Annotated in this window: 9 protein-coding genes; 6 read left to right on the top strand and 3 right to left on the bottom strand. The window is 54.9% G+C overall.

Features of this window, described 5'->3' with window-relative positions:
• Positions 1-39: 39 nt before the first annotated feature.
• The 4 genes from glnD to AC22LX_RS22540 all read left to right on the top strand — a co-directional run bounded on the left by glnD (position 40) and on the right by AC22LX_RS22540 (position 7,238).
• The gene (glnD, locus tag AC22LX_RS22555; RefSeq protein ID WP_045390133.1) at positions 40-2,703 is read left to right on the top strand and encodes a bifunctional uridylyltransferase/uridylyl-removing protein GlnD; all 2,664 of its coding nucleotides are present in this window, start codon (positions 40-42) and stop codon (positions 2,701-2,703) included.
• A 31-nt stretch (positions 2,704-2,734) separates the two neighbouring features.
• Positions 2,735-3,559 carry a 2,3,4,5-tetrahydropyridine-2,6-dicarboxylate N-succinyltransferase gene (gene dapD / locus AC22LX_RS22550; RefSeq protein ID WP_015368172.1) on the top strand — a complete coding sequence of 275 codons (825 nt, stop codon included), beginning with the start codon at positions 2,735-2,737 and terminating at the stop codon, positions 3,557-3,559.
• A gap of 107 nt (positions 3,560-3,666) precedes the next feature.
• Positions 3,667-4,053, top strand: coding sequence for a DUF3461 family protein (locus AC22LX_RS22545; protein WP_015368173.1), 387 nt, complete (start codon positions 3,667-3,669; stop codon positions 4,051-4,053).
• A 197-nt stretch (positions 4,054-4,250) separates the two neighbouring features.
• Positions 4,251-7,238, top strand: a complete 2,988-nt coding sequence (locus AC22LX_RS22540) for a putative mucin/carbohydrate-binding domain-containing protein (RefSeq protein ID WP_045390131.1) — start codon at positions 4,251-4,253, stop codon at positions 7,236-7,238.
• Positions 7,239-7,275: 37 nt separating this feature from the next.
• On the opposite strand, the gene AC22LX_RS22535 is transcribed toward AC22LX_RS22540, so the two are convergent.
• The 3 genes from AC22LX_RS22535 to dgt all read right to left on the bottom strand — a co-directional run bounded on the left by AC22LX_RS22535 (position 7,276) and on the right by dgt (position 11,698).
• On the bottom strand, positions 7,276-8,433 hold the full coding sequence (locus tag AC22LX_RS22535; protein WP_045390129.1) for a CdaR family transcriptional regulator: 1,158 nt from the start codon (positions 8,431-8,433) through the stop codon (positions 7,276-7,278).
• Between the two features lie 175 nt (positions 8,434-8,608).
• Positions 8,609-10,042, bottom strand: coding sequence for a serine endoprotease DegP (degP, locus tag AC22LX_RS22530; RefSeq protein ID WP_045390127.1), 1,434 nt, complete (start codon positions 10,040-10,042; stop codon positions 8,609-8,611).
• Between the two features lie 141 nt (positions 10,043-10,183).
• Complete coding sequence (dgt, locus tag AC22LX_RS22525) at positions 10,184-11,698, bottom strand: dGTPase (protein WP_045390125.1); 1,515 nt, start codon at positions 11,696-11,698, stop codon at positions 10,184-10,186.
• 83 nt (positions 11,699-11,781) lie between these two features.
• Between dgt and mtnN the strand changes: the two genes are divergently transcribed.
• Together mtnN and btuF are read left to right on the top strand one after the other, a co-directional pair.
• On the top strand, positions 11,782-12,480 hold the full coding sequence (gene mtnN, locus AC22LX_RS22520) for a 5'-methylthioadenosine/S-adenosylhomocysteine nucleosidase (protein WP_015704439.1): 699 nt from the start codon (positions 11,782-11,784) through the stop codon (positions 12,478-12,480).
• On the top strand, positions 12,473-13,273 hold the full coding sequence (gene btuF / locus AC22LX_RS22515) for a vitamin B12 ABC transporter substrate-binding protein BtuF (RefSeq protein WP_045390123.1): 801 nt from the start codon (positions 12,473-12,475) through the stop codon (positions 13,271-13,273). The genes mtnN and btuF overlap by 8 nt, the downstream gene beginning before the upstream one ends.

Genomic DNA, 13,273 nt, shown 5'->3' with positions numbered 1-13,273 from the left:
CGGCTTTTTTATTAGATAGTTTTTTCTTATGGTGACGCGATGAGCAACTCTTTACCTGACACAGCCTCCCCTCTTCTGCCCATCCCGCCGGAACATCCCGTGAGCTGGCCGCAGGGCGATCTGAACTGTGCCGCCATCAAGACGCATCTCGATACCTTCCAACACTGGCTGGGCGAGGCTTTCGATCGCGGTATCGCCGCGGAACGGCTGATAGCAGCACGCACCGAGTTTATCGACCAGTTGCTGCAGCGGCTGTGGGTCGACTACGGTTTTGGCGCGCAGAGCGATATGGCGCTGGTAGCCGTCGGCGGCTATGGGCGCGGCGAGCTGCACCCGCTCTCCGACGTCGACCTGCTGATTCTGAGCCGTAAAAAGCTGCCGGACGAGCAGGCGCAAAAGGTCGGCGAACTGCTGACGCTATTGTGGGACGTCAAGCTGGAGGTGGGCCATAGCGTGCGCACCCTCGAAGAGTGTCTGCTAGAAGGGCTTTCGGATCTCACCGTCGCCACCAACTTAATCGAATCCCGCCTGCTGATCGGCGACGTCGCGCTGTTCCTTGAACTGCAAAAACATATTTTTAGCGACGGCTTCTGGCCGTCGGAGAAGTTCTTCGCCGCCAAGGTTGAAGAGCAGAATGTCCGCCACCAGCGCTACCACGGCACCAGTTACAACCTGGAGCCGGACGTCAAAAGCAGCCCCGGCGGCCTGCGCGATATACATACCCTGCAGTGGGTGGCTCGCCGCCACTTCGGCGCAACCTCGCTTGATGAAATGGTCGGTTTCGGCTTCCTCACCGAAGCCGAGCGCAACGAGCTTAACGAGTGCCTGCACCAGCTCTGGCGCATCCGTTTTGCCCTGCATCTTGAAGTGAATCGCTACGATAACCGCCTGCTTTTCGATCGTCAGCTGAATGTCGCCCATCGCCTCGGCTATGAAGGCGAAGGCAATCAGCCGATCGAACATATGATGAAGGATTTCTTCCGCGTTACCCGTCGGGTAAGCGAACTCAACAATATGCTGCTGCAGCTGTTTGATGAGGCGATCCTCGCTCTCACCGAGAATGAAAAGCCGCGGCCTATTGATGATGATTTCCAACTGCGCGGTACTCTGATAGACCTGCGCGACGACACCCTGTTTATTCGCGAGCCGCAGGCGATTCTGCGGATGTTCTTTATCATGGTGCGTAACAGCAGCATCACCGGTATTTACTCCACCACCCTGCGCCACCTGCGCCACGCGCGCCGCCACCTGACGCAGCCGCTGTGCTATATCCCGGAGGCACGAACCCTCTTCCTCAGCATGCTCCGTCATCAGGGCGCGGTGAGTCGTGGTCTGCTGCCGATGCATCGCCACAGCGTACTGTGGGCCTATATGCCGCAGTGGTCGCATATTGTCGGTCAGATGCAGTTCGACCTGTTTCACGCCTATACCGTCGACGAACACACCATACGGGTCTTGTTAAAACTGGAAAGCTTCGCGAAAGAAGAGACCCGCAGCCGCCATCCGCTGTGCGTTGAGCTGTGGCCGCGGCTGGCCCATCCTGAACTTATCCTCATCGCCGCCTTGTTTCACGATATCGCTAAAGGCCGCGGCGGCGACCATTCGATTCTCGGCGCCGAAGACGTGCTGAAATTCGCCGAGCTCCACGGGCTCAATTCGCGTGAGACGCAGCTGGTCGCCTGGCTGGTACGCCAGCATCTATTGATGTCGGTAACCGCCCAGCGCCGCGACATTCAGGACCCGGAGGTCATTAAGCAGTTCGCCGAAGAGGTACAGACGGAAAATCGCCTGCGCTATCTGGTATGCCTGACCGTCGCCGATATCTGCGCCACCAACGAAACGCTGTGGAATAGCTGGAAGCAAAGCCTGCTACGCGAGCTCTATTTCGCCACCGAAAAACAGCTGCGTCGCGGTATGCAGAGCACGCCGGATATGCGCGAACGCGTACGCCACCATCAGCTGCAGGCGCTGGCGCTGTTGCGCATGGACAATATCAATGAAGAGGCGCTGCATCAGATCTGGAACCGCTGCCGGGCGAACTACTTTGTGCGGCATACGCCGAATCAGCTCGCCTGGCACGCCCGCAACCTGCTGAAACACGATCTCAGTAAACCGATGATCCTGCTGAGTTCGCGGGCCACCCGCGGCGGCACCGAGATCTTCATCTGGAGCCCGGACCGCCCTTACCTGTTCGCCGCCGTCTGCGGCGAACTGGACCGCCGCAACCTCAGCGTTCATGATGCGCAGATATTTACTACCCGCGACGGCATGGCGATGGATACCTTTATCGTCCTTGAACCCGACGGCAGCCCGCTTTCCGCCGATCGCCACGAGGCTATTCGCCACGGTCTGGAGCAGACGATAACGCAGCGCAGCTGGGAGCCGCCGGCCCCGCGTCGTCAGGCGGCGAAACTGCGTCACTTTTCTGTCGCTACTGAGGTGAATTTCCTGCCGACCCACACCGACCGGAAATCATTTCTTGAGCTCATTGCGCTCGATCAGCCGGGGCTGCTCGCCCGCGTCGGTCAGGTGTTCGCCGACCTCGGAATATCGCTTCACGGAGCGCGAATTACGACAATTGGTGAGCGAGTAGAAGATTTATTTATAATCGCCACCGCCGACCGGCGTGCCCTTAATAATGAGCTGCAACAAGAAGTGCAACAACGGTTGACAGAGGCCCTCAATCCAAACGATAAAGGGTAACGTATTTTTTTTAAGTGAATGGAAAGAAACAATGCAGCAGTTACAGAACGTTATTGAGTCCGCCTTTGAGCGTCGCGCCGACATCACGCCGGCAAATGTGGATACCGTCACCCGCGAAGCGGTGAACCAGGTTATTGCCCTGCTGGATTCCGGCGCGCTGCGCGTCGCTGAGAAGATCGATGGTCAATGGGTGACGCATCAATGGCTGAAGAAAGCGGTACTGCTCTCTTTCCGTATTAACGATAACCAGGTTATCGATGGTGCGGAAAGCCGCTACTTCGATAAAGTTCCGATGAAATTCGCCGACTACGACGAAGCGCGCTTCCAGAAAGAAGGCTTCCGCGTAGTGCCGCCGGCGGCCGTTCGCCAGGGCGCGTTCATCGCGCGCAATACCGTGCTGATGCCGTCCTACGTCAACATCGGCGCTTACGTTGATGAAGGCACCATGGTTGATACCTGGGCCACCGTCGGTTCTTGCGCGCAGATCGGTAAAAACGTTCACCTGTCCGGCGGCGTCGGCATCGGCGGCGTTCTCGAACCGCTGCAGGCTAACCCGACCATCATCGAAGATAACTGCTTCATCGGCGCGCGCTCTGAAATCGTTGAAGGCGTTATCGTTGAAGAAGGCGCGGTGATCTCCATGGGCGTGTACATCGGCCAGAGCACCAAAATTTACGATCGCGAAACCGGCGAAGTCCATTACGGCCGCGTGCCGGCGGGCTCGGTTGTCGTTTCCGGCAACCTGCCGTCGAAAGATGGCAAATACAGCCTGTACTGTGCGGTGATCGTGAAAAAGGTTGATGCGAAGACCCGCGGTAAGGTCGGCATCAACGAACTGCTGCGTACCATCGACTAAGCAGAACAAAAAGCGGGAGATATCCCGCTTTTTTTATATCTGACGCTGGCGAAGATGGATTTTTTCGTTAATTATTCAATGGTTATGATGATATCAAAGGTACCGTTATGTACGATAATCTGAAAAGTCTTGGCATTACCAATCCTGATGAAATCGATCGCTATAGCCTGCGCCAGGAAGCTAACAACGACATCCTGAAGATCTATTTCCAGAAAGATAAGGGCGAGTTCTTCGCCAAAAGCGTGAAGTTTAAATACCCACGCCAGCGTAAAACCGTGGTCGCCGACGGCGTCGGTCAGGGTTACAAAGAAGTGCAGGAGATAAGCCCAAACCTGCGCTATGTGATCGACGAGCTGGACCAGCTCTGCCAGCGCGACCGTACCGAAATCGACCTCAAGCGTAAGATCCTTGACGATTTACGCCATCTGGAAAGCGTCGTCACCAATAAGATCAGCGAAATTGAAGCCGATCTGGAAAAACTGACGCGTAAATAACCCAGACTGCTACGGGCCAGCTACTGGCCCTCTTCCCCTGCCCCAACCTCTATTTCCTCAGCCATAGATCATCTTCGCCATCAGCAAACCTCAGTTATCCCTCACTGATATCATTTCACATCACAACCCTATCCATATGAATTACTTACTATTTTATTTCGTTTATGTTCAGTTTCCGCGAAAAAGGAGATAGCTCTATGACACAGGAAATTGAACAAAAATGTTATACCCTGCAATCCGCAACCTGGCTGGATAACGCAGGCTTTGAAAAAGGACGAAAACACGATCGTCAGGCGCTTGGCTTTATTCTGCCCGCCAACACGGTGCTGAAAATTCGGCAAACGGACCTCAGTAACGGCATCTCGACCCTGCGCCTGATGTGTGATGATAGCGCTCTGGAGAAAACCAGCGCTCTGACCACCTCCTGGACAACGATTAGCACCACCGTCGATTCTGTGCCGTTTGTCGATACGTTGTTTACCGACAGCCCCTGCGAGTTCTCCGTGATTTACCAACAACCTGCGGCGACGAAACCGCTCCCCTGCTGGAAATCAGGACAGTCTGAAGAAACGTTTTTCCTCGACTGGGAGAATAATAAATCGTCGTTCGCACTGGTGGATCTGGATGTTATCAACCTGCTGCTGCCTTATGCCGACCGCGACAATGCGATGAAAGCGGGATTAGCGTCGTTACACCGTTTTTATAACCACCTTTTCACCTGCTATAACGATTGGGCCGGATTAAGCGATAATTCAGATTCGCAATGGAATCAGAATGTTGCAAACCGTTATTTTCTACGGCCGGATAAACATGGCGTCGGATCAGCTTATTACAATAGCACCTGGTGCGCGCAAACTGCCGCCACGGTTGGCGAAGGCTGGCTGGATAACGTTGCCACGCAGTGGGTTATCCTGCATGAAATTGGCCACGGTTATCAGGGTAAATTTATGCAGGACTCCACCCTGTCCGTCAGCGAAGTGTGGAACAATATCTACGCCTCTTTCTATCAGCAGCTCACGCTAAGCCAGGATAATCATCTGTATACCGATGGCTGGTTATACAACTATGGCAAGCTGGCCGCCCAGGAAGCACAGCTGGTAAACTACATTACCGAGCAGACGCCGGTCACCAGCTGGGGTTTACGTCCTCGCCTGCAATTCCTGATGCTGATGTTATTGAAAGCTGGTGTCGCATCCTTCCGCGTCTTTAACCAGAATTATCGCCAACTCGCCAATAGCGAGGGCTTCCAGCCGACCGATCATCAGCTTGCCGATATGCTGGCAACCGCTATTGCTACCTCTGCGGGATATGACGTCACGCCGTTTATCGAGCTCTGCGGCTTAACGCTGAAACATGCCACCCGGGAAAATATCGTCTCGCTGACGACAAAACCACTCTATCCACTGTATCGTTTTCTGCCACAAAGCGAATGGGATAGCGCGCGCCAGCAGTTAGGGCTGGATTCCTTCTTCTGGCTGGTGGATAACAGCGAACTGGCGAAATTGAACAAAACGGGTAACCTGACCCTGACGTTGAATATCGACCAGCTGCAACAAATTTACGGACAAACGCTGACTATTCAGGATAATTGCGGTACGCATTATTCACTGATTGTTGATGGTGACACTTTTGTCCTGAATAACATGCCAATGGGTGTATACCAGCTCGTACTGCCTAAAGGTCGTTCGCAAAAATATCGCCCGGATATCAACTATATCACCGTAAAAGAAGGCGCCAATGCGGTTGCCGTTAACTACGCTCGGCAAAACGATACCAGCGAACGTAACGTGACGATCACCTTTTTAGGGCTGAATGATGCGCCTTTCGCGCGCCTTGATATCGACTACGAAAATCAGCAGCTTATTCTTAATGTCACCAGCGCCACGCCGCACACCTACTACCCAGGCGCGTTGTATGCCGCAGTAAACGTACTTTCCGCCAGTGGGGAAAAAGTATTTGAACGCAAAATGACCGGCACCAATTGCGCTACCGGAAAAGTGGTCATTCCATTCAGCCCCCACTATCACCTATACATCACTCACGTGGAGCCTGGCCGGCTGAAAGCCTCTCTCGGATATTTAACGTTAGTCGCACGTGAGAAATACCAGCTGATGCGCATTGATGATAATGGCGTGTATAACTTTATCCTCAATAATAATCCGGCGGCTGATTTACAGGCTATTTTCGAGCATAACGCTCAGGCGATCCGTAACCAACCCTCGCTGCTTGCGCAGGAAGAGTGCGTCTGTAAAAACGACCTCTGGCTGATGCTCCCCCATATTGAAGAAGCCCAACGCAGCAGCTTGCTGAAAACCTATGCCGATGTCCTGCCTCAGGATAATAGCGATCCGGGGGAGTTGACGGGCAAGAGCGTAACCCTCAATCTCCGCGGTCAGGGCAATAACGAGTTTTGCCAGATCGTTATTGATAATCAACAACGTGCGATGACGGTCGCCACGCGCGCCGGCACGCCGCACTCGTATTACACCTCCCATACCTACGCCAGCATTATGGTTACCGGCGCGGACGATACGGTTGTTTATCAACGCAGCTACGCCGGCGCCACCAGCAATCTGGCAAACAGTGAAACTATCGCCCTCGCAGAGGGAATGATCATCGATATCTTCCATGATGAACCATTCCGCTCCAGCGCCACGAATGGCACGAGCCAAAACGCCGTTCCCCTTAAGCAGCACAACCGCTGGCGCGTGGTGAAAACGGGCCTCGAAGCCTTTGCGCTCGCGCCTGATGAACCGGATGAGGAAGCCGCTGATACAGAAGAGGACACTCAGGAGGCCACCGCACTGTATGGCGATAGCTTCAGTTGGCAACTGCTTGGCGATGGCGATGTTCGCTTTGCCGCGATGGAGATGGATATTGGCAGCGGCGCGTTGACCTTTACCGCGAGTCCAGTGGTGCCGAACAAGCACTTCACGACCACTTACGCCACGGTCAATGTCTACAATACGCGTGGTTCGGTGGTGTATCGCCAGTCGATTAAAGGATCGTCGCAGCTTGGCGACTATATTGATACCGCTATCCTGGATGAGGGCTATACCATTGAAGTCTTCCATGCCGAAGCGGGGAATCGCTCCGTCATTATTAATCCGCTCAATGGCAATAGCTGGCACCAGCCCAATACTGTTACCTGGCAAGTGACCGCTCGCGGACTACAGCGCCTGTAGCCCGCCATTTCCTCTCCCGCCGCCTGCGGCGGGAGTTTTAGCGTTGCTCATCCAGCTGCAGCGCAATGTACAGCAACAAGCGGTCGTCAAAACTACCGAGGTCTAACCCGGTCAGTTCCGAAATCCGATTGAGCCGATACTCCAGCGTATTACGATGAATAAACAACGCCTTTGAGGTCGCCAGCGGCTGCACGTTATGGCGAAACCACGCCTGCAGAGTACGCCGTAGCAGACCATTGTTATCCATCGCCTTTAGCCGCGTCAGCGGGCGCGCCAGCTCGTTAGCCTGCCAGCCGCCCCGTAGACTATCCAGCAGCACAGGCAGCATCAGATCCTGATAAAAATAGCAGCGGCTCTCCGGCATCCGCTGCTTACCAACCATCATTGTCGTACGCGCGGTCCGGTAAGAACGCGCAATACTGCCGGGGCCGGTGAAGAAATTGCCTAACGCAACGCGGAACTGCAGTTGGCCATTCTCTTTCATACGGGCAATCAGTTGCTCAACGCGTCTGCAGTGGTCATCGGCATCCCAGCGACCAAAGGCGTTTAACGCCGGTTTCAGCACCACCATTTCGGTCAACGAGACAATCGCCACCAGGTTGTTGCGATCCGGCGTGGTCAGCGCCGTCTGCAGCTGCTGCAGCTCCGCCATCGCGCTATCGACGCCGAGCTGACCGCTATCGACCTCAATCATCGCCACCACCCGCGGTTGATTGAGATCGATACCCAGTCGCTGCGCCCATTCGTTCAGCGCCGGGGTATTCTCTTCCGCCTGAATCAGGTTCATAACCAGTTCTTCACGCAGGCGGCTATCCTGGGCCAGCAAATGCATCAGCCGCGACTGCTCGAGCATCATCTCAGCGGTCATACACACCAGCTCACCGTACTTGCGCAGCGATTCGGGCTCGCCGGTTAACCCGATTACGCCGACGATTTCCCCTTCGAGACGCAGCGGCAGGTTGATCCCCTGGCGCACGCCGTGCAGATGGCGAGCAACCGCATCATCGATATCAACCACCCGTCCCTGCGACAGCACCAGCAGCGCGCCTTCGTGCAATTCACCAATACGCTCACGATCGCCGCTGCCGATAATGCGCCCGCGGGCATCCATTACGTTAATATTGGTATCAATGATGCGCATCGTACGCGCCACGATATCCTGCGCCATTTTGGTATCAAGATGCCAGCCAGCCATAAACCCCTCCCCTGAGCAGGGCATCAGCATAAAAGAGTGACGAAGAGGACGCACTGTGCATATGCACAAAGCATGACAAAGAAGTATGGAGTTGTGGCGGGAATCACAGAACCGGCGGGCAGAATAAAAAAGCCCCCTTCCCTTACCGGGAAAGGGGCATTCACGCTAGTATCAGTTATTGCATCAGCAGATAGATAGAAGTATCACCACGCTGAATATTCAGCGCCAGCACGGACGGTTTCGCGTCGAAGATTTTGCGCAGGTCGGCGATATTTTTCACCGGCTGCTGGTTAGCGCCGACAATAATGTCGCCTTTCTTCAGACCAATTTGCGCCGCCGGGGTGCCCGCTTTCACGTTGCTCACCACGACGCCTTTATCCTGGCCTTTATTGCTCATTTCCGCGCCTTCAATACCGTTAAAGATGCTGCTGGAGTCAACCTGGTTCTGGTTGCTCTGCTGTAGTTCAACGGTAACGTTAACCGGCTTGCCGTCGCGCAGCAGTCCCAGCTCGACTTTGCTGCCGATAGGCATCGTACCAACCTGCGCACGCAGCGCCGCAAAGCTACTGATCGCCTTACCGTTGAGGGTAGTAATCACGTCGCCGGCTTTAATACCCGCTTTCGCCGCCGCCGAGCCCGGCATCACCTGGCTTACGAACGCGCCGCGCTGGGCATCGACTTTCATCGCCTTCGCCAGCTCGGAGTTCAGCTCGGTACCCATGATCCCCAGTTCGCCGCGTTTCACCTGGCCGAACTTGACCATCTGCTCGGTCAGGTTTTTCACCATGTTGCTCGGAATAGCAAAACCGATACCGATGTTGCCGCCGTCCGGAGCAAGGATCGCGGTGTTGATACCGATCAACTCACCGTTGAGATTCACCAGCGCGCCGCCGGAGTTACCGCGGTTAATAGCCGCATCGGTCTGGATAAAGTTTTCATAGTTTTCCACGTTCAGGCCGCTGCGGCCCAATGCGGAGACGATACCAGAAGTCACGGTTTCGCCGAGGCCGAACGGGTTACCGATCGCCACGGTATAGTCGCCGACGCGCAGCGCGTCAGAGTCGGCAAGCTTAATCGCCGTCAGGTTTTTCGGATCCTGAATTTGAATCAGCGCGATATCGGAGCGCGGATCTTTACCTACGACTTTCGCGTCAAACTTACGACCATCGCTCAGTTGAACTTTAATCGTGGTGGCATTATCGACCACGTGGTTGTTGGTCACTACGTAGCCTTTGGCCGCATCAATGATGACCCCGGAACCGAGCGCCATAAATTTCTGCTGCTGCGCATTATCGCCAGGCGCGCCCTGGCCGCCGCCCTGACAGAATGGGGAGCTCTGGAATGGCGAACCGTCCTGGCAGAACGGCGAGTTGTCACCGAAGAACTGCTGGAAGTTACGCGGCATCCGCGGCGTGTTAACAGTCGTGCTGCCTTCAACGTTGATGCTCACCACCGACGGCATCACTTTTTCCAGCATCGGCGCCAGGCTCGGCATCTGCTGCGCAGTGGTCGCCGAGGAAGCCGTTTCAGCCGCGCTCGCAGAGAGCGGGGACAACGCCAGACCTAAACTCAGAGCCAGAGCACTCATTGCTAACGTGGTTTTTTTCATAGGTTTCAATCTCAATTTCAAATTTCGGATAACGAAAAAGTTGCTGTGTACGCACTCTCAGAGTCATTTTATAGCGCGAAGTTCCAGAGTTAAGTTTCGGTAAAAGTAAAAATTTATTGTCCGTCTTTACAAAACTCAGACTTATTCCACCGCCATCAGACGACGATATTCATCCCACGCATACAAATCCGTCATTCCGCTGATATAGTCCTGAATCAATCGACAACGGTAATAATACTCCAGCACGGGATATTCTTCGGTATCGCGCGAAAGCTTATTTACCGCCTCCACATAGGCCAACCGATGTCGGGTCGAGAGTTTCTGGAACAACCTCGAGGCAATAGGTAAACTGCGTACCCGCTCTTGTTCCACCAATTGGCTGAACTCCTCCAGCGATAATTTCAGTAGCGGCTCGTAGATATCAAGCAGCCCGCTGATAACGCGGTAACCCTGCAATTCCAGCTGTTCAACATCAGGATGGCTAAACACCTGTTTTATGGCGACGTTTTTATAAAGTTCAAGTAGCTGACTACAATCGCTATCATCCTCTAACAGCGCGTGATTAAAGTCGCCGCTAAAAATGGCCGGTAAGTTTTCGATAAATCGATGCGCCGCATAAGGCACCAGTTTATTCAGCGTATTGACCCGTAAATACATAAAGAACTGATCTTCAGTGCTGCGGCTGAGTGAATTAGCGCGCGATTTCTCCCAGGCATTTTCTACGACTTGAGCGAACAACGATCCTTTTTCATGAGCGCCCCATGCGTCATACAGATGCTGATACAATTGTTCCGCGCTGAATATCCGTTTTTCTACCGCATCTTCGAGGTCAGCAACGCAATATGAGATATCATCGGCAGCTTCCATAATCCACGTTAATGGAAAGCGATTGTAAGGCGCCAGATCCAATTCTTTACGCAGCCGCGCGATATACTCTTCTTCGGCTAAATAATAACCAGGCTTTTTCATTAAATAGCTATGGCTGGCTGGCGTCTCTCCCCGCCACCACGCCGGTCGCGTATATTTCAGAATGCAGCCGACCTGGGTCCAGGTCAGGTTCATACGCATCAGCGTGTGCACCAGACGGATCCCCTGCGCATTGCCTTCAAAGCAGCACAAATCCTGACGCACTTTACGCCGCAGTTCGTTGAGCAACCCTTCGCCATCGTGCAGACGCAGCGCGTCAACCTGGCAGCGATCCTGACTTAACGGCTGGCTGGCGGCATCTTTCGGCGCCAGCCGTTTGCTGAACCAATCGTTAATTGCCGCTTCGCCAAAATGGCCAAATGGCGGATTGCCGATATCGTGCATCAGGCAGGCCATCTCCACGACGCTTTCAAACGGGCCGCTCAGTTCATCCAGTCCGTAGCGTTCCAGCAGCTTTTGCTCCTTTAGACGGCTTAACACCTCTTTGGCGATGTAGCGCCCGACCTGCTGGACTTCGAGCGAATGGGTGAGCCGGGTGCGGACCGCCGCGTTGCGCTCAAGTGGAAAGACCTGGGTTTTTTGCTGCAGGCGGCGGATGGCCGGTGAATTGATAATGCGTCCGCGATCGCTTTCAAACACCCGCAGGATCTCGCGTTCCGTCTCTACCCCCTGCGGCGAACGGTAGCGCCGACGCCAGTGAATCTTGTTGCGAAAATCAATATTTGCCATAGCCTCTCCCGCGCGAGCAATACGCTTCCCCTTAAGCGCATGATAGACTATGCAGCTAATCCTGACACATCGCGAGTAAATCTATGAAAATTGGCATTATTGGCGCCATGGAAGAAGAAGTTACCCTTCTGCGCGACAAAATCGAGAACCGCCAGACTATCTCTATCGGCGGTAGCGAAATCTATACCGGCCAACTTCACGGTACCGAGGTTGCTCTGCTGAAATCCGGCATTGGTAAAGTGGCCGCCGCCATGGGTGCCACCCTGTTGCTGGAGCGCTGCAAGCCGGATGTGATTATCAATACCGGTTCCGCCGGCGGGCTGGCGCCGACGCTGAAAGTCGGCGACATCGTGGTCTCTGACGAAGCGCGCTACCACGATGCCGACGTCACCGCGTTTGGCTACGAATACGGCCAACTGCCGGGCTGTCCGGCCGGTTTCAAAGCTGACGACAAACTGATTGCCGCGGCGGAAACCTGCATCAAAGCGCTGAACCTCAACGCCGTTCGCGGCCTGATCGTCAGCGGCGACGCTTTCATCAACGGCTCGGTAGGGCTGGCGAAAATTCGCCATAACTTCCCGCAGGCCGTTGCCGTTGAAATGGAAGCCACCGCCATCGCCCACGTCTGCCATAACTTCAGCATTCCTTTTGTGGTGGTGCGCGCAATCTCTGACGTCGCTGACCAGCAGTCGCATCTCAGCTTCGACGAGTTCCTCGCCGTCGCCGCCAAGCAGTCCACCCTGATGGTGGAAAATCTGGTGCAGAACCTGGCGCGTGGCTAAGTCGTTACAGAAGGCGTTAACCGCCCTGCTGTTGCTCGCCCCGGCGTGGCTTTTCGCCGCGCCGCGGGTGGTGACGCTCTCCCCGGCCAACACTGAATTGGCCTTTGCTGCCGGCATTACGCCGGTCGGCGTCAGCAGTTATTCCGATTACCCTCCCGCCGCGGCTAAAATCGAACAAGTCGCCAGCTGGCAGGGAATGAACCTTGAACGTATCGTCGCCCTGAAACCCGATCTGGTACTGGCGTGGCGCGGCGGCAATGCCGAACGCCAGGTGAATCAGCTCAGCTCGCTGGGAATCAAGGTTATCTGGGTTGAAACCGGTTCGATTGAGCAAATCATCCATGCTTTGCAGATGCTTGCGCCGTGGAGCCCGCAGCCGGAAACAGCCCGGCAGGCTGCGCAGGCGATGCAAGACGATTACGAGGCGCTAAAAGCCCGCTATGCCAACGCGCCAAAAAAACGCGTATTTCTGCAGTTTGGCGCCAACCCGCTGTTCACCAGCAACAGCGCCTCGATCCAGAATCAAGTATTACGCCTGTGCGGCGGAGAGAATATTTTTGCCGCCAGCCGCGTTCCCTGGCCGCAGGTTAGCCGCGAACAGGTGCTGTCACGGCATCCGCAGGCAATCGTCATCACCGGCGATCCGGATAAAATTCCCGCCGTGGACCGCTATTGGCAAAATCAGCTCACAATTTCGCTCATCGCCTTACATAGCGACTGGTTTGAACGCGCGGGCCCACGTATTATCCTTGCCGCAAAACAACTCTGTACTGCGCTTGAGCAGGTAAAATAA

The organism is Klebsiella sp. PK01, from assembly GCF_057624675.1.
This window is presented reverse-complemented; position numbering and strand designations above follow the sequence as displayed.

What these genes read in the sequence shown, in the direction of transcription:
- glnD (WP_045390133.1), top strand. Translation starts at nt 40, where the DNA reads ATGAGCAACTCTTTACCTGACACAGCCTCCCCTCTTCTGCCCATCCCG.
- dapD (WP_015368172.1), top strand. Translation starts at nt 2,735, where the DNA reads ATGCAGCAGTTACAGAACGTTATTGAGTCCGCCTTTGAGCGTCGCGCC.
- AC22LX_RS22545 (WP_015368173.1), top strand. Translation starts at nt 3,667, where the DNA reads ATGTACGATAATCTGAAAAGTCTTGGCATTACCAATCCTGATGAAATC.
- AC22LX_RS22540 (WP_045390131.1), top strand. Translation starts at nt 4,251, where the DNA reads ATGACACAGGAAATTGAACAAAAATGTTATACCCTGCAATCCGCAACC.
- AC22LX_RS22535 (WP_045390129.1), bottom strand. Translation starts at nt 8,433, where the DNA reads ATGGCTGGCTGGCATCTTGATACCAAAATGGCGCAGGATATCGTGGCG.
- degP (WP_045390127.1), bottom strand. Translation starts at nt 10,042, where the DNA reads ATGAAAAAAACCACGTTAGCAATGAGTGCTCTGGCTCTGAGTTTAGGT.
- dgt (WP_045390125.1), bottom strand. Translation starts at nt 11,698, where the DNA reads ATGGCAAATATTGATTTTCGCAACAAGATTCACTGGCGTCGGCGCTAC.
- mtnN (WP_015704439.1), top strand. Translation starts at nt 11,782, where the DNA reads ATGAAAATTGGCATTATTGGCGCCATGGAAGAAGAAGTTACCCTTCTG.